The organism is Pseudomonas putida, assembly GCF_030159595.1.
GTDB lineage: Bacteria > Pseudomonadota > Gammaproteobacteria > Pseudomonadales > Pseudomonadaceae > Aquipseudomonas > Aquipseudomonas putida_AC.
The window spans coordinates 532,091-552,786 of record NZ_BSKJ01000001.1 but is presented as its reverse complement, the minus strand read 5'-3'; the positions used below and the strand labels follow the sequence as shown (position 1 = coordinate 552,786).

Genomic DNA, 20,696 nt, shown 5'->3' with positions numbered 1-20,696 from the left:
TGTCGGCTCAGGCCGGCTCGGTAATGCTGGCCGGGGTGGGTTGGCGGCTCAGGTCGCGGTAACCGGCAGCCGGGTGCGTGGCCGGCAGCCGTGGGCCGTCACCGAACAGCTTCTCGCGCAGGGTGCCGGGGCGGTATTCGGTCTTGTAGGCCCCCCGTTGCTGCAGTTCGGGCACCAGCAACTCGACCACATCGCGGAAGGTTTCGTGGGCCAGGGCATAGGTCAGGTTGAAGCCGTCGACATCGGTTTCTTCAACCCAGGCCTGCAACTCGTCCGCTACGGTCTGCGCACTGCCGACGATCAGCGGGCCAAAGCCGCCGATGCCGACCCAGTCGGCCAGCTCCTGCACGGTCCAGCGCTTGTTCGGGTCGGCGGTGGAAAACGCTTCCACCGCCGACTGGATGGCATTGGTGTGGATATGCTCCAGCACCTGGTCAGGCTGGTACTTGCTGAAGTCGATGCCGGTCCAGCCGGAAATCAGCGCCAGGGCGCCTTCGTAGCTGGCGTAGCTTTTCAGCTCCTGCCATTTGGCCTGGGCCTTGGCGTCGGTTTCGTCGACGATCACTGTCTGCATGTTGAAGATCAGCACCTTGCGCGGGTCGCGCCCGGCCTCGGCGGCACGGCGGCGAATGTCGGCCACGGTCTTTTTCAAAATGACCTTGGACGGCGCGGCGACGAACACGCATTCGGCGTGGCCGGCAGCGAAATTTTTGCCGCGGCTGGACGCACCGGCCTGGTAAAGCACCGGTGTACGTTGCGGCGACGGCTCGCACAGGTGGATGCCCGGGACCTGGAAGTGTTTGCCGTGGTGGCGGATCTCGTGGACTTTGCGCGGGTCGGTGAACAGGCCGGTTTCGCGGTCGCGCACCACCGCACCGTCTTCCCAACTGCCTTCGAACAGCTTGTACAGCACCTCCAGGTACTCGTCGGCGTAGTCGTAGCGGGCGTCATGGTCGCTCAGCGCCTTTTGCCCAAGGTTGCGCGCACCGCTGTCGAGGTAAGAGGTGACGATGTTCCAGCCGATGCGGCCCTTGGTCAGGTGGTCGAGGGTTGATAGCCGACGGGCAAACGGGTACGGGTGCTCGAAGGTGAGCGAGGCCGTCAGGCCGAAACCGAGGTGTTCGGTGACGAGCGCCATGGGTGTGATCAGTGCCAGCGGGTCGTTCACCGGCACCTGGGCCGCCTGGCGGATGGCCGCGTCGCCATTGCCGCCCAGCACATCGTAAATGCCGATCACGTCGGCAATGAAGATGCCGTCGAACTTGCCGCGCTCCAGCAGCTTGGCCAGGTCTGTCCAATAGTCCAGGTCCTTGTACTGCCAGGCACGGTCCTTGGGGTGCCGCCACAGGCCGGGCGACTGGTGGCCGACACAGTTCATTTCGAAGGCGTTCAAACGAATTTCGCGTGGCATGGAGACTCCTGTTCGATAGGCTCGGCACCCTTTTCAGGTACCCTTACAGCTCTATCAACACGATTCATGCCAACAAATTAATCGTTATAAATCATTAACTTACAAAACAAAGCAACACTAGCAATGCCTGCGTGACGACACCAGTGTCGATCAACTGTCTACTGGCGAACAGCAGGTTTTGCGGGTTGGTTTTAGCCGGATGGCGCCTGACCCGTTAAGATGAACGACTCTTCAACCAGATGCAGACCACAATGTCCAACGACGCACCCATCGGCCCAGGCCGGCCAAAGGACCTGGCCAAGCGCGAGGCAATTCTTGAAGCGGCCAAGGCGCTGTTCCTCAGCCTTGGCTACGCCAACACCAGCATGGATGCGGTCGCTGCGGCGGCAGGTGTTTCAAAACTCACCGTGTACAGCCACTTCACCGACAAGCAGACCTTGTTCTGCTCGGCGGTCATGGCCACCTGCCAGATCCAACTGCCCGACTTGCTGTTCGAGTACCCCGAGGGGGTACCGGTGGAGGAGGTGCTGCTGACCATTGCCCGTGGTTTCCAGGCACTGATCAGCAGTGACGAAGCGGTCAAGCTCAGCCGCCTGATCATGGCCCAGGGCAGCCTGGACCCGAGTTTTGGCGAGTATTTCTACGAGGCCGGGCCCAAGCGCGTGCTGGCGGGGATGGAAGCGCTGCTGCGCGGGGCGCATGAGCGCGGGCTGCTGCATATCGACAACCCGCTGTGGGCGGCGGAGCACTTTTTCTGCCTGGTGAAAGGCGCGCCGGATTATCGGCTGCTGCTGGGGTGCGCGGGGCCGCTGGAGGGCGAAGAGGCCGAGGCGCATGTGCGGGAGGTGGTGGGGGTGTTCTTGCGGGCATTCAAACCCTGAGCGCTGCCAGGCAGAGAACAGTGGTCATTGTGGGAGCGGGCTTGTCCCGCGAATGGAGCCACGCGCTGCATGGCACCGGCTTCGCCGGTGTTTGCGGGACAAGCCCGCTCCCACAGTAATCGCGCAAACTTTCAACGTTTAAGCAAGGCAGTTGCTCCCACAATGACCGCGCTAGCCGGCCAGTTGGGGGAAAATCAGGCCTTCAAGGCTTTCTTCGGGTAAATATCATACCGGCTCGACTTACCCTCCAGGCTATGGCTCGGCTTCGGCCCGTCAATGATCGGCGCCTTGCGCGGTCGCTTCACCACCACCCGGTGGCTGGCCAGCGCAAGGGCAGCTTCGAGCAGGGCCGGGGCGTCCAGGTCGTCACCCACCAAAGGCCGGAACACGCGCATTTCCTTTTTCACCAAGGCGCTCTTGTCGCGGTGCGGGAACATCGGGTCAAGGTAGATCACCTGCGGCGCCTCCCCTTCCCAGGTGCGCATGCGCTCGATGGCGTTGCCGGTCAGCAAGCGCATGCGCCCGACAATCGGCCCCACTTCTTCATCCACACGCGCCCGCGCAAGGCCATCCTCCAGCAACGCGGCAATCAGCGGTTGGCGCTCGATCAGGGTCATCTGGCAGCCCAGGCTGGCCAGCACGAATGCATCCTTGCCCAAGCCTGCCGTGGCATCCAGCACCTGCGGCCGCACGCCTTGGGCAATGCCCACGGCCTTGGCGATCATCTGCCCGTTGCCACCGCCAAACTGGCGCCGGTGCGCAGCCTGGCCTTCGACGAAGTCCACACGCACCGGCCCGGGTGCCTGCGGGCCCAGTTGCTGAATCTGCAAGCCCTCGGCACCGACCTGCACGGAGAAGCCAGCGGCATCGTCCTGCAGCGGCAAACCCAGGCGCTCGGCCCATACCTTGGCCTGTTCCGCATACTCAGCCGACATCGCCTCGACCCTGATACCCGTGCCTTGCTCTTCCATCGTCCACACCTAAAAAATCAGACCAAGCCCTTAATGAATCGGCACTCACGGCCGATACAGGCAATATCCCGCTATTCTGCCAGAGCACAACGCGCGCGACTGCCATGTCAGATACTCTTCCCATCGGCTTGACCTATTTGTCGCCTGTCGGCAACTACAGTCAGCACAATACCCAGGCACTTGGGGGCGTCAGCCACCTGTGGCAGGATTTTTTTGCCCGGGCCATGGCCGAGCAGCAGGAAGAGCGCGTAGACAGCGTCAGCCAGTCGTTCGTGCAGTACGACCACGACAGCGGCGAGCCTATCGGCGGCGCCCGTGCACTGGCCCTGATCGACGCCCAGCGCGCCTGCCCGGTGCAGGACACCGAGGTGGCACCGCCAGAGCCGCTGTTCCTCCCCAAGGCAGAGCTTGAAGCCAAGCTGCTGCCCCCTGCTCCCGAGCCGTTCAGTGCCCTGGAACTGATCGAGCAACAGCGTCAGCTGGATATCAGCAACAACTGGACGCGCCCGGTGGTGATGAGCCAGGGCCAGCCAATTGCCGAGCCCGGCCCAGGCCCTACTCCGCGTTCATTGTTCCTGCCCATCGCCGAATTCGAAACCGACCTGCTGGACCCGGCGCCCGAACCGTTCGATGACACAACCCTGGCCAAACAGCAGAATGACCTGGAGTTCGACATCCATTGGGCGCGCCCGGTGGTGCTGAACAACGTGCGCGTTCACGCCTGAAGTCAGCGGCGGAACAGGTCGTTCAACTGCGCGAACGGCAGTGCCTGCTCCCCATAGCCGAATGTACCCTCATCGCGGATTTCCAGCGCCGCCTGGTGGAACGCCCCCAAGGCTGCGCGAGCCAGCGATGAGCCAACGCTGATACGGCGCACACCCAGGTCCTGCAACTGGTTCACGCTCAGCGGCACACCCGCCATGCCCATCAACACGTTCACCGGGCGCGGCGCCACGGCCTGCACCACAGCACGAATTTCCTCGACGGTACGCAGGCCCGGGGCGTAAAGCACATCGGCACCGGCTTCGGCGTAGGCCTGCAGGCGTTTGATGGTGTCGTCCAGGTCCATGCGCCCGTGCAGCAGGTTTTCTGCCCGGGCGCACAGGGTGAACGGGAAAGGCAGGCTACGCGCAGCCTGCACGGCGGCGCGAACGCGCTCCACCGCCAGCCCGAAGTCATAGATGGGCGATTCGTTGCGTCCACTGGCATCCTCGATGGAGCCGCCCACCAGGCCCGCCTCAGCGGCGCGCAGAATGGTATTGGCGCAATCCTCGGGCAGGTCGCCAAAGCCGTTTTCCAGGTCGGCAGCCACCGGCAAAGGGGTGGCATCGACAATCTCCCCGGCATTGTCCAGGGTATCCTCCAGGCTCAAGGCACCTTCGGCATCCGGGCGGCCCAGGCTGAAGGCCAGGCCGGCACTGGTCGTGGCCAGTGCCTCGAAACCCAGGCTGGCCAACAACTTGGCGGAGCCGGCATCCCACGGGTTGGGGATGACGAACGCGCCATGACGTTCATGCAGCGCCTTGAAGGCTTCGGCTCGCAGGGTTTGCACATCCATGAATCAACCTCCGGCAGTCAGGGAAAGGTCAGAGTAGCCCCAGTTGTTCGACCTCGGGCGCGCGCGGCAATTCAGGCAAAGAAGCGAGGCCCGGCAGGCGTGCCATCAGGCGTTGATGAAACCGCTGGGCCAGCGCTGCGGCCAGGCGATTGTCCGAGGTGTGCAGGAAGATGTAGGGGGTGCGGCCCTCTTCAATCCAGGTGGCGACTTTTTCTACCCAAGGGGTAAGGAAGGCCTCATTAGCCTCCAGCGCCGGGTGGCCGATGAAGCGCACCTGCGGGTGCTGGCTGAAGGCTGCAGGGCGTGGTGGCACCTTGGGTTTCTTGGACTGCGCGTGCAGTACGGCAGCGTCGCGCGAGGTGCAACTGAACAGCGCTCGCGGGTCCAGGCAAATGCGCTCCACGCCACGCTCGTGCAGCAGGCGGTTGAGCAGGCGCTCTTCCTCACCTTTGGCGAAAAAGGCCTGGTTGCGCACTTCCACTGCCACTGGCACACCGATTTCATCCAGGAAGTAGCCAAGCTCATCCAAACGCGCCGGGCCGAACTGGGCCGGTAACTGCAGCCAGTACGGCGATACGCGCTGGCCTAGCAGAGCCATCAGACGGGTGAAATCGAAGGCAGGCTCAAGCTGATCACGCAGGTCGCCCTCGTGGCTGATGTCCCTGGGAAACTTGGCGGTGAAACGGAAGTGCTCGGGCATCACCTGCGCCCAGCGTGCAAGGGTGCCGGGGGCGGGGCGTGCGTAGAAGGTGGTGTTGCCCTCGACGGCGTTGAAAACCTGACTGTAGAGGCCCAGCATTTCATTGCTGTTGGCGTCGGCGGGGTACAGGTAGTCGCGCCAGGCGTTTTCACTCCACGACGGGCAACCGAGAAAGTAAGGCAGTGGTGATGGATTCATCCACTAAATGTACAGGTCGAGCCCCAGCACTTCCATGTCCCAATCGGTGAAACCGGCAGTATTGAGGTAGCTGGCCAGTGCGGTGGCTGTGCGGCGGTCACGGGCGCGCGGGAATATCATGTCCTGCTGGCGGGCGGGCAGGCCACCGCTGCGACGGCGGGCGGTGGCTTCCTGAGGCGCCGTGGCGTTCTCTTCGATCACCTCGGCATCATCGATGGCCTCGTCACGCACCGCTGCCTTGCGCGGCGTGCGCTTGATCGGGTAGGACTGCGATGAGAAACCGTCGATACGCATGGCATGAATACTCAGGACCAATGATGGCAATTTAGCAGCATCAGGGTTCTGTCGCTAATGCTTAAGTGATAACTGGACCACAGATCGCACAGAAGGTTTAAGTGTTACCGGAGATAACCGACGAACAGCATTCAGCTCTTCTTGGGCGTAGCTACATTGTCGCGCAGGTACACCGGTTGCGCCTGCTCGGCGACAATCGCCTCGCCCCGGGCCCAGGCGAAACGGGCCAGGCTGAGGATGTCCAGCGCATTAGGCAAGGCACTGGCATTACTGGCAGATGCTTGCACAGCCAGGCGCTCGGCATAGCCCCAACCGGTGCCGGCACCAAACCACTCGCCACTGCTACCCGCTGGCAGCGCCACCTGCTCGGGCGGCAAGACCGCCTCGCGGCCGACCAGGCGCATTTCGCCCGCCGTAGCCTGATAGCAACCCCAGTACACTTCATCCATGCGCGCATCGATGGCGGCTGCCACCTGCTGCACGCCCTGCTCGCGCAGCGCGCCCTGGGCTAGCGCGGCCAGGTTGGATACTGGCAAGACCGGGCGCTCCAGCGCGAAGGCCAGGCCCTGGACCACACCGATGGCGATGCGCACGCCGGTGAAGGCACCTGGACCACGGCCGAAGGCGATTGCATCCAGCGCATTCAACGCAACGCCCGACTCGGCCAGCAGCTGTTTGATCATCGGCAGCAGCTTCTGCGCGTGCTGACGTGGGATCACCTCGTAATGGCTGGTTACCTTGCCGTCATGCAGCAGCGCGACGGAACAGGCTTCGGTGGCGGTATCCAGGGCCAGCAGGGTGGTCATCGAACGGGTATCCAGGTGCAGGGAAAAGAGCGGCAGTATAAACGACAACGGCCCGCAAGCGGGCCGTTGTCGATGGGCGTCGGGCGCTGGATCAGCTCAGGGCTGCCAGGACCTTGGCCGTGATGGCGTCGACCGAACCGACACCTTCGATGTGGCTGTACTTCGGCTTGCCGGCATTGGCGGCCGACAGCTTCTGATAGAAGTCCACCAGCGGCTTGGTCTGGGTGTGGTAGACCGACAGGCGATGACGAACGGTTTCTTCCTTGTCGTCGTCACGCTGGATCAGGTCTTCACCTGTCTGGTCGTCCTTGCCTTCCACTTTCGGCGGGTTGTACTGAATGTGGTAGGTACGGCCCGAGGCCAGGTGCACGCGACGGCCCGCCATGCGACCGACGATTTCTTCGTCGTCCACGGCGATTTCGACCACGGCGTCGATGTCGACACCGGCAGCGACCATGGCTTCGGCTTGCGGGATGGTGCGTGGGAAGCCGTCGAACAGGCAGCCGTTGGCGCAATCAGGCTGGGCGATGCGCTCCTTGACCAGGCTGATGATCAACTCGTCGGAGACCAGTTGGCCGGCATCCATGACTTTCTTCAGCTCCAGGCCCAGCGGGGTACCGGCCTTGACGGCGGCACGCAGCATGTCACCGGTGGAGATCTGTGGAATACCGAACTTTTCGGTGATGAACTTTGCCTGAGTACCTTTACCGGCCCCGGGAGCTCCCAGCAGAATTACGCGCATCTTGTGCTCCTCAAATTTTTTTATGAAATTCAATGGATTCGGCAACCAGGGCCAAGTCCGGAAAATCGGGTATGACCATAAAACGGTCAGAAGGCTGCTCAAGATACACAGCGCCCGGCAGCCATACAAGCGTCCCAAAGTTGCAGGAATGCGCCACTTGTGGCCGACCGGGCAGGTGGTTGCGCCCGGCGCAACCACCCTCCCCTTGCCCGTGCATGACCTGCGCACCACTCAACCTGACGGGCTTGGGCACTCCCTCAACCGGTATTGCGCAGCCCGGCGGCAATACCCGCCACAGTCACCAGCAAGGCCTGCTCCAACGGGCTGTCCAGAGCGGCTTCGCGGCTGCGCGAACGGGCCAGCAGCTCGGCCTGAAGGCGGTGCAGCGGGTCCAGGTAGGTGTTGCGCAGGCTGATGAATTCCAGCGTTTCAGGGCTGTGCGCCAGTAGCACCGGCTGCCCGGTCAGGCCCAGCACCACCCGGCACGACTGCGACAATAGGTCGCGCAGGTGCGCACCTAAAGGAAGCAAGTGCGGTTGCACTAGACGTTCGTCGTAGGCCTGGGCAATTTGCGCATCGGCCTTGGCCAGCACCATTTCCAGCATGTCGATGCGCGTGCGGAAGAACGGCCAGTGCTCGCGCATCTGCGCCAGCAGCTCGCCTTGGCCACGGGCCAGGGCATTGCTCAACGCCGTTTCCCAGCCCAGCCAGGCTGGCAGCATCAGGCGCGTCTGGGTCCAGCCGAAAATCCACGGGATGGCCCGCAGGCTTTCGATGCCCCCGGCGCGGCGCTTGGCCGGGCGGCTGCCCAGTGGCAGGCGCCCCAACTCTTGCTCTGGCGTCGACTGGCGGAAGTATTCGACAAAGTCGGGGTTGTCCCGCACCACACTGCGATAGGCCTTGACGCCATCGGCAGCCAGCTGATCCATCACCTCGCGCCACGCGGGTTGCGGGGGCGGTGGTGGCAACAGGGTAGCTTCGAGCACGGCGGCCAGGTACAGGTTGAGGTTTTGCTCGGCGATACCCGGCAAACCGAACTTGAAACGGATCATCTCGCCTTGCTCGGTGGTGCGCAAACGCCCCGCCACCGAACCCGGCGGTTGCGACAGGATCGCCGCGTGGGCCGGGCCACCGCCGCGCCCAACGGTGCCGCCACGGCCGTGGAACAACAGCAGTTCAACCTGGTGCTCGGCGCAGATGCGCACCAGGTTTTCCTGGGCCCGGTACTGCGCCCAGGCCGCCGCCGTGGTACCGGCATCCTTGGCCGAGTCGGAGTAGCCAATCATCACTTCCTGCGGGCCGCGCAGCCCGGCGCGGTAGCCCGGCAGGCCGAGCAGTCGTTGCATCACCGGGCCAGCATTGTCCAGGTCGGCCAGGGTCTCGAACAGCGGCACCACACGCATGGGTCGGGTCAGGCCAGCTTCCTTGAGCAGCAATTGCACCGCCAGCACATCCGAGGCGGCACCCGCCATGGAGATGACGTAAGAGCCCAGCGAGGCAGCTGGCGCGGCAGCCACCTCCCGGCAGGTGGCCAGTACTTCTGCAGTATCCGCCTGCGGTTTGAAATGCGCGGGCAATAGCGGCCGGCGGTTTTTCAGTTCGGCCTGGAGAAACGCGATACGGCGATCCTCATCCCAGTCGGCATAACGCCCCAGGCCCAGGTAGTCGGTAATCTCGGTCAACGCGTCACGGTGGCGGGCAGCGTCCTGGCGCACGTCCAGGCGGCCAAGGAACAAGCCGAAGGTGACCGCGCGGCGCAGGCAGTCGAGCAACGGGCCTTCGGCAATCACGCCCATGCCGCATTCGTGCAGCGACTGGTAGCACAGCTCCAGCGGCGCGATCAGGTCACGGTTATCCACCAGCACCTCGGCGCTGGCCGGCTGACTGCTGGTCAATGCCGAATGCGCCCAGGCACGCGTCGCGCGCAGGCGGTCGCGCAGTTGCTTGAGCACGGCACGGTAGGGTTCGGCACTGTCGCCGACCCGGGCGCGCAGGGCATCGTTGGCCTGCTGCATGGACAATTCGGCGGCCAGCGCATCGATGTCGCGCAGGAACAGGTCGGCGGCCATCCAGCGCGCCAGCAACAGTACCTCGCGGGTGACCGCAGCGGTCACGTTGGGGTTGCCGTCCCGGTCACCGCCCATCCACGAGGCAAAGCGAACAGGTGCGGCCTCCAGCGGCAGGCGCAGGCCGGTGGCCTCCAGCAGGGCCTTGTCGACCTTGCGCAGGTGGCTGGGGATGGCGTGCCACAACGAATGTTCGATGACCGCAAAGCCCCATTTGGCTTCATCTACCGGGGTCGGCCGGGTGCGGCGGATTTCTTCGGTGTGCCAGGCCTCGGCAATCAGCCGGCGCAGTCGCTCTCGCACCTGCTGGCGTTCGTCCGGGGTCAGGTCGCGATGGTCCTGGGCGGCCAGCTGGCCGGCGATGGCGTCGTACTTCTGGATGAGGGTGCGGCGGGCCACCTCGGTGGGGTGCGCGGTGAGCACCAGCTGGATGTCGAGCTTGGCCAACTGTCGGGCCAGGGCATCATCGCTGTGCCCGGCCTGCTTCAGGCGCGCCAGCAGCTCGGGCAGCACACGGGCCTCGAAGGGGTCGGGCTGGTCGGCGTCGCGGCGGCGGATCAACTGGTACTGTTCTGCCATGTTGGCCAGATTGAGGAACTGATTGAAAGCCCTGGCCACGGGAAGCAGGTCTTCTTCGGCCAGGTCCGCCAGGGTCGAGCTCAGTTGTTCGCCGGGGCCTCGCCGGTCGGCCTTGGCACTGTGGCGGATGTCCTCGATTTTCTGCAGGAACGCATCACCCTGCTGCTGGCGAATGGTTTCACCCAGCAGCTCACCCAACACATGGACATCTTCACGCAAACGCACATCGATATCGGTCATTGGCCCTCTCTTTGGCGCGGCTCTGGCGCACTCCTGTACACAGCTGTACCGAAGAGTGCCCCCACGCTGGCGGCGATGGCAAGCCGTGATCGGCCAAAGCAAACTAAAGTGAAGGCATAGCACTCCCATGCCATGCAGCCTTAGCAGGCGTAACCAGAGGTCATCATGAAAATCCGTGAACTCGCCCAGCACTGGGAACAGAATGCCGCCGGCACCCTCAGCCGCACGGGCCATGTATTGCATCTGGACCTGGAGTCCGAGGCGCGTCTGGCCGCGCTGATCGACATGTACCCCAAGCGCACCGCCGAGGAATTGCTCGGCGAACTGGTAGCCGCCGCCCTTGAAGAAGTGGAGGCCAGCTTCCCCTATGTGCAGGGCCGTCAGGTCATCGCCACCGATGAAGAAGGCGACCCACTGTACGAAGATGTAGGGCCTACCCCACGCTTCCTGTCGCTCTCGCGACAACACCTGCACAGCCTGAGCAACACCGCTGCCGACAGCGACAAATAGCCCCCGCGCCACCGTTCCGGGCCTGTTCAAGGCCCGGAATACCGCTCCCGCACGCGAAAGTTCAAACAAATCCTCGCTGACCAGTCAGTCAGAAATAATTGCCCACCCAGCGCACTTTTTTCTGAACCATTCGAAAAACGATCGAGTCGGAGCCAATAGCCATCACGCTAAAACCCTGCACACCTGCCCTTGTGCACCGTTCAGCTGAAGCGCACGGATTTGTCAGGGAATGAGCGATGGACTGCTACGGACATCGTCGTAATCAGGAGTGATCCAATGGAGCTGACCACCATGAAGACCCGCACCAGCAAACTGTCATTCACCCATGTGCGCGGGCTCAAGCTGGCCGCGCTGGCCCTGGGCAGTAGCCTGGTCCTGGCCGGCTGCGCGGGCAACCCGCCTACCGAGCAGTATGCCGTTACCCAGTCCGCCGTGAACGCCGCTGTCAGCGCTGGCGGCACCGAGTTCGCGGCTGTGGAAATGAAAGCGGCCCAGGACAAGTTCAAGCAGGCCGAAATCGCCATGCACGACAAGAAGTACGACGAAGCGAAACTGCTGGCCCAACAAGCCGAATGGGACGCACGCCTCGCCGAACGCAAAGCCCAGGCGGCCAAGGCCGAGAAGGCCGTACAGGATGCCCGTCAGGGCGTTCAGGACGTACGTGAGGAAGGCCTGCGCAGCGCTCAGTGAGCCCTGCCCCGCCAACCTCAGCTTTCGCACACGATCAAAGGATGAACACTATGCGCAATTTCGTCATGATTCCCGCCCTGCTGGCCCTCAGCGTTGGTCTTGCTGCCTGCTCGCACGACCCTAACGCCAACCTGGAAGCGGCCCGTACCAATTTCTCCTCGCTGCAGAGCGACCCACAATCGAGCAAGGTGGCGGCGCTGGAGACCAAGGACGCCCAGGACTGGCTGAACAAGGCCGACAAGGCCTACATGGACCGTGAAGACCAGAAGAAGGTCGACCAGCTTGCCTACCTGACCAACCAGCGTGTTGAGGTGGCCAAGCAGACCATCGCCCTGCGCACTGCCGAGGGCGAGCTGAAGAACGCCTCGGCCCAACGCGCCCAAGCCAAACTGGACGCCCGCGACGCACAGATCGCCAAGCTGCAGGACAGCCTGAACGCCAAGCAGACCGACCGCGGTACGCTGGTGACCTTCGGTGATGTGCTGTTCGACTTCAACAAGGCCGAGCTCAAGAGCAACGCCTACCCGAATGTCACCAAGCTGGCGCAGTTCCTTCAGGAAAACCCTGAGCGTAAGGTGATCGTCGAGGGCTACACCGACAGTGTCGGCTCGGCCAACTACAACCAAAGCCTGTCCGAGCGCCGCGCGGGCGCCGTGCGCATGGCGCTGGTACGTGCCGGCGTGGACCCTGCGCGCATCGTCGCCCAGGGCTACGGCAAGGAGTACCCGGTAGCGGACAACGGCAGCAACTCGGGCCGGGCGCAAAATCGCCGGGTGGAAGTGACCATCTCCAACGACAACCAGCCGGTGGCACCGCGTACGGTGAGCCAGGTTCAGCAGTAAGGCTGGCTAGCTGAAATGACAAGCCCCGCGATCTACGCGGGGCTTCCTTTTGCCTGTTCCGGCCCTTTCGCGGCTAAAGCCGCTCCCACAGGGACTGCGCCAGTTTCGAGCTTTGCGCAATCCCTGTGGGAGCGGCTTTAGCCGCGAAGAGGCCGGAACAGGCTATAGAGAGGCTGGCTCACTGCACCTGCTGCGGGGTTTCTTCGCCCATGCAGCGCACAGCACGCTTGCGGTTGTCCACCAGCACGCCGGTCAGGCCTTTCTGCTCGGTGTCGAACAGCACAAGCACACCATCGATGCACTGGGCCACTTGCGGCGCCGGGTCCAGCGATACCTTGTAGTCCTCGCCCGGGATGGTCTTGAGCATGGTGAAGTCCTGCAACAACAGGGCATCCTCGGGTTTGGCGAAATGCAGGTAACCGTAGTACCACAAGGCCCCCACCGTCACGATGATGCTGCCGACGCCGGTCAGGATCAGCGGGATGGCGTTGCGTTCTTCACTCATTGCTCGTTCTTCTCGTCAGGGAAATTGGGCACTTCGGCAAGGCGCCGAAGGCCGTTGAAATGGCTGGGGTCGTCGAGGAAACGCAACATCACCTGGCGCCATGTGGGGTCGGCGAAGGTCTGCACATGGCCGCCGCGGGTCAGTTGCAGTACGCGTGGTGGTGGTGCGTGCTGGTACAGGCGGATGCCGTTGTCCATCGGCACCAGGTTGTCGTCGATGCTGTGGAAGAACAGCTTGGGCGGGCTGCTCAGTTGCTCGATGGAGCGAATGGCGCTGTCGCCGTCCGGCACCAGCCACGACAGCGGCACCTGCAGCGGCCAGGTCATCCACGACGTGCTGAGGGCATAGCGCCCCACCCCACGGTAACTGGCCGGCACGCCATCGAACACCAGGGCGCTGAAGCGCTGGCGTTGCTCGGGATGAGCGGCCAGGTAATGAATGGCCATGGCGCCCCCCAGACTCTGCCCCAGCAGCACCAGCGGCTTGCCCTTGACCTCGGGTGCCTGGTCCAGCCAGGCCATGGCCGCCGCAATGTCCTCGTACACGTCAGGCAGGCTCGGCGTGCCCTGCGACAGGCCATAGCCACGGTAATCGATCATCAGCACCTGGTAGCCCTGCTCCGGCAGCCAGTAACTGCCACCCAGATGCCCAGGCAGGTTGCCGCCGTTGCCGTGCAAGTGCAGTACCGTGCCCTTGACCGCGACACCCGCCTTGGCCGGCAACCACCAACCGTGCAGGCGCAGGCCGTCCGACGTGACCAGGGAGACATCGCGGTAGTCAAGCCTGGCCCGTTCGGGGGTAAAGGCCTGGCCACGCTCGGGGTAGAACAACAGGCTGCTGCAGCCGCCAAGGCCCAGCAGGACCAGGCCAAACACCAGCAGGCGGCAGCACTCAGAGAATGTTCGCGTAGTCGGCTTCAATGCGATCCAGGCTCAGGTGGTTGAGGAAGTTGGAGAAGCACATCCAGGCCGACAACGCGTTAAGGTCGCGGAACTGTTCGGGCAGGTACTTGGGCGGCTCGACCAGCCCCTCCTCCACCAACTGGCGCAGGGTGCGCATGTCTTCCAGCGTGGTCTTGCCACAGAACAGCAACGGGATCTGTTCGAGCTTGCCCTTCTTCACGGCCAACTGAATGTAGTTGTAAACCATGATGAAACCCTTGAGGTAGGACAAGTCCTTGGTAAACGGCAGGCCATTGGGCACCGAGCCGCGGAATACCCGGCTGGCGTTGCTGTAGCTCTGCGCCATCTCGAAGCCTTGCTCGCGGAAAAAATTGAACACCTGAAGAAAATCCGCGCCCTCCTCGACCATGTGGATGGCGCGGGTGCGGTTGGTGAGTTTGCGCAGACGACTAGGGTAGGAGGCGAAGGCGATGACCTCCATGAGGATAGCCAGGCCTTCCTGGGTTACCGTCGACGAGGGCGGGCCCTTGGCCAGGAAGGTGCAGATCGGCTGGTTCAGGCCATTGAGCGTGGTACCGACGTGCACCAGCCCTTCGTGTACCTCCAGGGCGCGCACGTCGCGGCTGTTGAACATGGCATCGGCGCGCACCTTGATGTAGTCGGCACCGGCTGCGGCGTCGGCGACGATACCGTCAGACTCGAACACGCGGATGGTTTCCTCGGCTTCACCGAACACTTTGTTCAGGCGGCGCTGGAGGATATCCACGGCTTCCTTGGCGGTGAGGTTCTTGGGTTCGTCCTTCAGGTCGCCACGGCCATCGATGTTGTTCAGGTAATCAGAGAGCATCAAGCCGAGGTCGGCCAGGGTCGGATCACCGGCATGGAAGGCATCGGAGGCTGCGCCATAAAGCTCCTGAGAGATCAGGCCGAAGTCCTCGGTGCCGCGCGCTTCGAGCATGCGCACCACCATGCGGTATTCGCGGCACATGCGCTTCATGATCTGCCCGACCGGGTTGAACTGGCCAAGCTGGCGGATGATGTCACGCTCGATGCCCTGGAACTCGGCCTTGACCGCACCGGAGTCGAACGCCAGCGGGCGCGACTGGTAATAGGCACGGTCGACGGCTGGCGGCTCCTTGCCCTTGGCCTTGAGGAAGCCCTGACGGATATTGTCGTCCCACTTCACCGCGTCCAGCACCCGGATCGGGGTCTGCGCCGCAACGATGCGGTCGGACAAGGCGCGGATGGTTTGCTGGTATTCGTCCACCGGGGACTCCTTTTTAGTACACGAAACCTGCACCGGCCTCTTCGCGGGCAAGCCCGCTCCCACAGGTACACCACAGGATCAAAGACCTGTGAAATACCTGTGGGAGCGGGCTTGCCCGCGAAGAAGCCGACGCGGTCATTTGCCAGTACGCTGGAACCGCGCCACTTCAACGAACAGGTCGGAGTTGGCCGGGTCGTCCAGGTAGGCCAGCACCCGCGCCGACGGGCTGTCGATCAGCACGCCGTCGCCGTTGTCTTCCGGCACTTCGGTGCCACGCCCGGTCAGTTCCTTCTTGTCCACCGCCTGCTGCACCTGCTCGACGTCCAGGTTGTACACCACCAGTTCCTTGCCATCGACGATATCGAAACCGCCAATCAGGAAATTGCCGCCCAGCCGCTTGGGCACGCCGGCCGACAGGTACCAGCGGTTGCCGTGCCGGGATACGGTGAACACATACTCCTCGGGTTTCTTGCCCTTGGCCGTTGCCACCGCCTTATAGGCATCTGCACCACTGCGGCTGATGGTCAGCTTCAGCGGCTCCCCCCAGGCGTCCTTGCTGCTCCACTTGCCCAGCAGGGCCTTGGGCGCCGCCTGGTTGCTGGGCAAGGGCTCATGGAAAGTCACCAGACAACCGCCCAACAGCAGGAATGACAAAGTCAACAGCACCACACGCCAGGCTTTCATCAGGTTCTCCTTGAGAAGTCGGTCTCGGCTCAGGCCGATGCCAGCACCAGCTGCAGGTATCGGGTAAGCATAGCGAGCATCTGCCCATCGGCTTGCGCATTCGCATCCTTGAGCAGGCCCTGATATTCCATCTGCTCGATAATCGCCGTCAACATTTGGGCGTCCTGTTCCGGTTGCCGCGAGCCCACCACTTGCAGCAATTGCCGGGTGCCGTGCAGCAAAATCTGCTCATGAGCGCGCACCAGCTCGGCCAGGCGTGGGCACAGCAGTGCCTCCTGGCGGAAGGCTTGCTCGGCCATCAGGAAGTCGCGGCGGGTCAACAGTTGCCGCTGTACATAGTCGGCGGTCATGCGCGCCACATCGTCAGCCAGCCGTGCCCGTGCCTGCGGGCTGCCGTCGCCTTGAGCCAGCAGCTGGCGCAACACCACCTCGGTGTTGGCCCACAGCTTGGCCATGTAGGCGGCGCTGCGCTCGACGTACTGGGCAAAGGTGTCGGTGAGCAGGTCTTCGATGTCCTTGAAGTAGTAGGTGGTGGCCGACAGCGGCACACCGGCCTCGGCGGCCACGGCGCGGTGGCGCACACCGCGTACGCCATCGCGCACGACAATGCGCATGGCAGCGTCGAGAATCAGCTGGCGGCGCTGTTCGCTGCCTTGGCGGGCAGTCTTGCGGCCTTGGTATTGCACGCTTTCGGCGACGGCGGTGGCGATGCCGGCGGCGCCTTGGTCAGGCATGGCGGGTGTCACGGGGATACCTCATGGATATGGGGTGTCAGTACCGGCCTCTTCGCGGGCAAGCCCGCTCCCACAGGGACCCCACAACATTCAGGACCTGTGCAAGACCTGTGGGAGCGGGCTTGCCCGCGAAAGGGCCGGTACAGCCAATACAAGTGTACAGGCAAGAAAAAGCCGCCTCGAAAGGCGGCTCGTTCACATCACTCAGGCCTGCGGACGCATGTGCGGGAACAGGATCACGTCGCGGATCGACGGCGAATTGGTCAGCAGCATCACCAAACGGTCGATGCCGATGCCTTCACCGGCGGTCGGCGGCATGCCGTACTCCAGGGCGCGGACGAAGTCGGCGTCGTAGTGCATGGCTTCGTCGTCACCGGCGTCCTTCTCGGCCACCTGGGCCAGGAAGCGCTCGGCCTGGTCTTCGGCATCGTTGAGCTCGGAGTAGGCGTTGGCGATTTCGCGGCCACCGATGAACAGCTCGAAGCGGTCGGTCACAGCCGGGTTGTCGTCGTTGCGACGGGCCAGCGGCGACACTTCGAACGGGTACTCGGTGATGAAGTGCGGCTGCTCCAGCTTGTGCTCGACCAGCTCTTCGAAAATCATCACCTGCAGCTTGCCCAGGCCTTCGTGGCCCAGCACCTTGGCACCGGCCTTCTTGGCGATGTCGCGGGCGCGGTCGACGTCTTGCAGGTCGGCAGCGGTCAGCTCGGGGTTGTACTTGAGGATCGAGTCGAACACCGACAGGCGCACGAACGGTTCACCGAAGTGGAACACCTTGTCGCCGTACGGCACGTCGGTGCTGCCCAGTACCAGCTGCGCCAGCTCACGGAACAGTTCCTCGGTGAGGTCCATGTTGTCACGGTAGTCGGCGTAGGCCTGGTAGAACTCAAGCATGGTGAATTCTGGGTTGTGACGCGTCGAGACACCTTCGTTACGGAAGTTGCGGTTGATCTCGAACACCTTTTCAAAGCCACCTACCACCAGGCGCTTGAGGTACAGCTCCGGCGCGATACGCAGGAACATGGCCATGTCCAGGGCGTTGTGGTGAGTTTCGAACGGCTTGGCCGCTGCGCCACCCGGAATGGTCTGCAGCATCGGCGTCTCGACTTCGAGGAAGTCGCGCTCGATGAGGAACTTGCGGATGTGCGAGATCACCTGCGAACGCACACGGAAGGTGTGGCGGGTTTCTTCGTTGACCATCAGGTCGACGTAACGCTGGCGGTAGCGCTGTTCGGTGTCGGTCAGGCCGTGGTGCTTGTCGGGCAGCGGGCGCAGCGACTTGGTCAGCAGACGCACATTGGTCATCTCGACGTACAGGTCGCCCTTGCCGGAGCGGGCCAGGGTGCCTTCAGCGCTGATGATGTCGCCCAGGTCCCAGGTCTTGACGGCAGCCAGGGTTTCTTCCGGCAAGGTCTTGCGGTTGACGTAGACCTGGATGCGACCGGTCATGTCCTGGATCACCATGAACGAGCCACGGTTGAGCATGATGCGGCCGGCAACCTTGACCGGAATCGCGGCTGCTTCCAGCTCTTCCTTGGTCTTGTCCGCGTACTGTTTCTGCAGGTCGTTGCAGTAGCTGTCGCGACGGAAGTCGTTGGGGAAGGCGTTGCCTTTGGCGCGCTCTGCGGCAAGTTTTTCCTTGCGCAGGGCGATCAGGGCGTTTTCTTCCTGTTGCAGGTCTTGCGATTCGGTCTTGAGGTCGCTCATGTCGTCATTCTTTCCATCAGGTATTCGTTGCCCCTTTCGGGCAGGGCACGCGATACCGGCGGGTAGCCAGGTATCGCGGCAGTGGTGTGCGGCTTACAGCCCTTGCTTGAGGCTCGCTTCCAGGTACTGGTCGAGGTCGCCGTCCAGCACCTTCTGGCAATCGCTGCGCTCGACGCCAGTACGCAAGTCCTTGATGCGCGAGTCATCCAGCACGTACGAACGGATCTGGTGGCCCCAGCCAATGTCCGACTTGCTGTCTTCCAGCGCCTGCGAGGCAGCGTTGCGCTTCTGCATTTCCAGTTCGTACAACTTGGCCCGCAGCATTTTCATGGCGGTGTCTTTGTTGGCGTGCTGGGAGCGTTCGTTCTGGCAGGCCACCACGGTGTTGGTCGGTACGTGGGTGATACGTACGGCCGAGTCGGTGGTGTTGACGTGCTGACCACCGGCACCGGAGGAGCGGTAGGTGTCAACGCGCAGATCGGACGGGTTGATATCGATCTCGACCTTGTCGTCGATCTCGGGCGACACGAACACCGCCGAGAACGAGGTGTGGCGACGGGCACCGGAGTCGAACGGGCTCTTGCGCACCAGGCGGTGCACGCCGATTTCGGTGCGCAGCCAGCCGAAGGCGTACTCGCCCTTGATGTGCACGGTGGCGCCTTTGATGCCGGCAACTTCACCTTCGGACAGCTCGATGATGGTGGCGTCGAAACCGCGCTTGTCGGCCCAGCGCAGGTACATGCGCAGCAGGATGTTGGCCCAGTCCTGCGCTTCGGTACCACCAGAACCGGCCTGGATATCCAGGTAGGCGTTGTTCATGTCCATCTCGCCGCTGAACATGCGACGGAACTCAAGCTGTGCCAGGCTTTCTTCCAGGCCTTGCAGCTCGGTCACGACGTCGCTCACGGCGCCTTCGTCATTTTCCTCGACGGCCATGTCGAGCAGGTCCTGGCAGTCGGCCAGGCCGCCGGACATCTTGTCCAGGGTATCGACGACCTGTGCCAGCATGGCACGCTCGCGGCCCAACGCCTGGGCGTACTCGGGCTTGTTCCAGACGTTAGGGTCTTCGAGCTCGCGGTTGACTTCGATCAGGCGGTCATGCTTTTGATCGTAGTCAAAGATACCCCCGAATGGACTGGGAACGCTCGGTGAGGTCCTTGATGGTGTTCAGGATCGGTTGGATTTCCATGGGCTGGCTACTCGTGCGAATTCGGTGAAAAGCCCGCGAGTATAACCGAGTCCGCTGCACGGCGGCAGACCCGCCGGGCGGTAGCTTATTCAGAATGCTGCACACACCCGCGAACACCGGCAAAGCCGGTGCCATCCACCGCGTCGCATTCTTCGCGGGTGAACCCGCTCCCACACGGAATGCGCGCTGTTCTCGCTAAATCAAGCTATACCCACCTGATTACGCCCGCTGTTCTTGGCCTGGTACAGGCCTTTGTCCGCCGCCGAGATCAACTGCCGGCAATGGCTGCCGACGGCCGGGGTCTGGGTGGCCAGGCCAATACTTACGGTCAAGCGTGCATCGGCCACCGGGGCGGTGTGCGGGATGCCCAGGCCCAGCACGGTCTGGCGCAGTTTTTCGGCCACCAGGCGTGCTCCGCCTGGCGAAGTGTTGGGCAGCACCAGGGCAAACTCCTCGCCGCCGTATCGTGCCGGCAGGTCGGTGGGGCGCGAACACGAAGCACGAATCGCCTCGGCCACCTGACGCAACGCCTCGTCGCCGGCCAGGTGACCAAAGCTGTCGTTGTAGGCCTTGAAGTAGTCGACGTCGATCATCAGCAACGACAGTTGCTGCTGTTCACGCATCGCCCGGCGCCATTCCAGCTCCAGGTACTCGTCGAAATGGCGGCGGTTGGACAGCCCGGTCAGGCCATCGGAGTTCATCAGCCGCTGCAGCATCAGGTTGGAATCAAGCAGCTGCTGCTGGCTGACGCGCAGGGCGCGGTAAGCCTCGTCGCGCTGCAACAGGGTAAGGTAGGAGCGCGAGTGGTAACGAATGCGCGCCACCAGTTCGATGGTGTCCGGCAACTTGACCAGGTAATCGTTGGCCCCGGCGGCAAACGCCGCACTCTTGACCAGCGGGTCTTCCTTGGTCGACAGGACAATGATCGGGATGTCCTGGGTTGCCGGGTTGTTGCGGTACTCGCGCACCAGGGTAAGCCCGTCCAGTCCAGGCATGATCAGGTCCTGGAGGATGACCGTGGGCTTGATGCGCATGGCCTGGGCCACCGCCTGGTGCGGGTCGGCGCAGAAGTGGAAGTCGATGTTGTCTTCATTGGCCAGGCCACGCCGCACCGCCTCGCCGATCATCGCTTGGTCGTCGACCAGCAGCACCATCGCCGAGTTCTCGTTGGGGGTGGCGAAACCTTCGATCGGCAAATCATTCATTCCAGTTCACCCGAA

At 63.2% G+C, this 20,696-nt stretch carries 21 protein-coding genes; 5 read left to right on the top strand and 16 right to left on the bottom strand.

Annotation, left to right across the window (positions count from 1 at the left end; genetic code table 11):
• Positions 1 to 7 precede the first annotated feature (7 nt).
• Positions 8 to 1,411, bottom strand: coding sequence for an LLM class flavin-dependent oxidoreductase (locus tag QQL85_RS02535; protein WP_110742236.1), 1,404 nt, complete (start codon positions 1,409 to 1,411; stop codon positions 8 to 10).
• 239 nt (positions 1,412 to 1,650) lie between these two features.
• Between QQL85_RS02535 and QQL85_RS02530 the strand changes: the two genes are divergently transcribed.
• The gene (locus tag QQL85_RS02530; protein ID WP_284355048.1) at positions 1,651 to 2,292 is read left to right on the top strand and encodes a TetR/AcrR family transcriptional regulator; all 642 of its coding nucleotides are present in this window, start codon (positions 1,651 to 1,653) and stop codon (positions 2,290 to 2,292) included.
• 194 nt (positions 2,293 to 2,486) lie between these two features.
• Here the strand turns inward: QQL85_RS02530 and QQL85_RS02525 are convergent, their stop codons facing one another.
• Positions 2,487 to 3,263, bottom strand: a complete 777-nt coding sequence (locus QQL85_RS02525) for a class I SAM-dependent methyltransferase (protein WP_284355047.1) — start codon at positions 3,261 to 3,263, stop codon at positions 2,487 to 2,489.
• A 104-nt stretch (positions 3,264 to 3,367) separates the two neighbouring features.
• Between QQL85_RS02525 and QQL85_RS02520 the strand changes: the two genes are divergently transcribed.
• Complete coding sequence (locus QQL85_RS02520; protein ID WP_284355046.1) at positions 3,368 to 3,988, top strand: energy transducer TonB; 621 nt, start codon at positions 3,368 to 3,370, stop codon at positions 3,986 to 3,988.
• Positions 3,989 to 3,990: 2 nt separating this feature from the next.
• Here the strand turns inward: QQL85_RS02520 and QQL85_RS02515 are convergent, their stop codons facing one another.
• From QQL85_RS02515 to ppc, 6 genes are all read right to left on the bottom strand, one after another.
• Complete coding sequence (locus tag QQL85_RS02515; protein ID WP_284355045.1) at positions 3,991 to 4,821, bottom strand: isocitrate lyase/PEP mutase family protein; 831 nt, start codon at positions 4,819 to 4,821, stop codon at positions 3,991 to 3,993.
• Between the two features lie 28 nt (positions 4,822 to 4,849).
• Positions 4,850 to 5,719: a DUF72 domain-containing protein gene (locus tag QQL85_RS02510; RefSeq protein ID WP_284355044.1), complete on the bottom strand. Its 870-nt coding sequence runs from the start codon at positions 5,717 to 5,719 to the stop codon at positions 4,850 to 4,852.
• Between the two features lie 3 nt (positions 5,720 to 5,722).
• Positions 5,723 to 6,013 carry a hypothetical protein gene (locus QQL85_RS02505; RefSeq protein ID WP_284355043.1) on the bottom strand — a complete coding sequence of 97 codons (291 nt, stop codon included), beginning with the start codon at positions 6,011 to 6,013 and terminating at the stop codon, positions 5,723 to 5,725.
• Between the two features lie 131 nt (positions 6,014 to 6,144).
• Positions 6,145 to 6,819, bottom strand: coding sequence for a tRNA (adenosine(37)-N6)-threonylcarbamoyltransferase complex dimerization subunit type 1 TsaB (gene tsaB / locus QQL85_RS02500; protein ID WP_284355042.1), 675 nt, complete (start codon positions 6,817 to 6,819; stop codon positions 6,145 to 6,147).
• 91 nt (positions 6,820 to 6,910) lie between these two features.
• On the bottom strand, positions 6,911 to 7,561 hold the full coding sequence (gene adk / locus QQL85_RS02495) for an adenylate kinase (RefSeq protein ID WP_284355041.1): 651 nt from the start codon (positions 7,559 to 7,561) through the stop codon (positions 6,911 to 6,913).
• 257 nt (positions 7,562 to 7,818) lie between these two features.
• Positions 7,819 to 10,446 carry a phosphoenolpyruvate carboxylase gene (gene ppc / locus QQL85_RS02490; protein ID WP_284355040.1) on the bottom strand — a complete coding sequence of 876 codons (2,628 nt, stop codon included), beginning with the start codon at positions 10,444 to 10,446 and terminating at the stop codon, positions 7,819 to 7,821.
• Between the two features lie 165 nt (positions 10,447 to 10,611).
• Here ppc and QQL85_RS02485 point away from each other — a divergent pair, with 165 nt between their 5' ends.
• The 3 genes from QQL85_RS02485 to QQL85_RS02475 all read left to right on the top strand — a co-directional run bounded on the left by QQL85_RS02485 (position 10,612) and on the right by QQL85_RS02475 (position 12,488).
• Positions 10,612 to 10,956 carry a pilin assembly protein gene (locus QQL85_RS02485; protein ID WP_105946832.1) on the top strand — a complete coding sequence of 115 codons (345 nt, stop codon included), beginning with the start codon at positions 10,612 to 10,614 and terminating at the stop codon, positions 10,954 to 10,956.
• Positions 10,957 to 11,232: 276 nt separating this feature from the next.
• Positions 11,233 to 11,646: a DUF4398 domain-containing protein gene (locus QQL85_RS02480; protein WP_284355039.1), complete on the top strand. Its 414-nt coding sequence runs from the start codon at positions 11,233 to 11,235 to the stop codon at positions 11,644 to 11,646.
• A gap of 50 nt (positions 11,647 to 11,696) precedes the next feature.
• On the top strand, positions 11,697 to 12,488 hold the full coding sequence (locus QQL85_RS02475; RefSeq protein ID WP_284355038.1) for an OmpA family protein: 792 nt from the start codon (positions 11,697 to 11,699) through the stop codon (positions 12,486 to 12,488).
• 178 nt (positions 12,489 to 12,666) lie between these two features.
• On the opposite strand, the gene QQL85_RS02470 is transcribed toward QQL85_RS02475, so the two are convergent.
• From QQL85_RS02470 to wspR, 8 genes are all read right to left on the bottom strand, one after another.
• Positions 12,667 to 12,993 carry a hypothetical protein gene (locus tag QQL85_RS02470; RefSeq protein WP_198753276.1) on the bottom strand — a complete coding sequence of 109 codons (327 nt, stop codon included), beginning with the start codon at positions 12,991 to 12,993 and terminating at the stop codon, positions 12,667 to 12,669.
• Positions 12,990 to 13,913: an alpha/beta hydrolase gene (locus QQL85_RS02465; protein WP_284355037.1), complete on the bottom strand. Its 924-nt coding sequence runs from the start codon at positions 13,911 to 13,913 to the stop codon at positions 12,990 to 12,992. Before QQL85_RS02465 ends, QQL85_RS02470 begins: the two co-directional genes overlap by 4 nt.
• Positions 13,885 to 15,162, bottom strand: coding sequence for a flavohemoglobin expression-modulating QEGLA motif protein (locus QQL85_RS02460; protein ID WP_284355036.1), 1,278 nt, complete (start codon positions 15,160 to 15,162; stop codon positions 13,885 to 13,887). Before QQL85_RS02460 ends, QQL85_RS02465 begins: the two co-directional genes overlap by 29 nt.
• 135 nt (positions 15,163 to 15,297) lie before the next feature.
• Complete coding sequence (locus QQL85_RS02455) at positions 15,298 to 15,846, bottom strand: hypothetical protein (protein ID WP_284355035.1); 549 nt, start codon at positions 15,844 to 15,846, stop codon at positions 15,298 to 15,300.
• Positions 15,847 to 15,875: 29 nt separating this feature from the next.
• Positions 15,876 to 16,580, bottom strand: a complete 705-nt coding sequence (locus QQL85_RS02450; protein WP_016712971.1) for a TetR/AcrR family transcriptional regulator — start codon at positions 16,578 to 16,580, stop codon at positions 15,876 to 15,878.
• Between the two features lie 204 nt (positions 16,581 to 16,784).
• Positions 16,785 to 18,287: a lysine--tRNA ligase gene (gene lysS / locus QQL85_RS02445; protein ID WP_012270790.1), complete on the bottom strand. Its 1,503-nt coding sequence runs from the start codon at positions 18,285 to 18,287 to the stop codon at positions 16,785 to 16,787.
• A gap of 93 nt (positions 18,288 to 18,380) precedes the next feature.
• A protein-coding gene (gene prfB, locus QQL85_RS02440; RefSeq protein WP_284355034.1) for a peptide chain release factor 2 occupies positions 18,381 to 19,476 on the bottom strand; the annotation gives its coding sequence in 2 pieces (ribosomal slippage) (positions 18,381 to 19,403 and positions 19,405 to 19,476; 1,095 coding nt in all).
• Positions 19,477 to 19,676: 200 nt separating this feature from the next.
• The gene (wspR, locus tag QQL85_RS02435) at positions 19,677 to 20,681 is read right to left on the bottom strand and encodes a Wsp signal transduction system regulator diguanylate cyclase WspR (protein ID WP_284355033.1); all 1,005 of its coding nucleotides are present in this window, start codon (positions 20,679 to 20,681) and stop codon (positions 19,677 to 19,679) included.
• Positions 20,682 to 20,696: the final 15 nt, after the last annotated feature.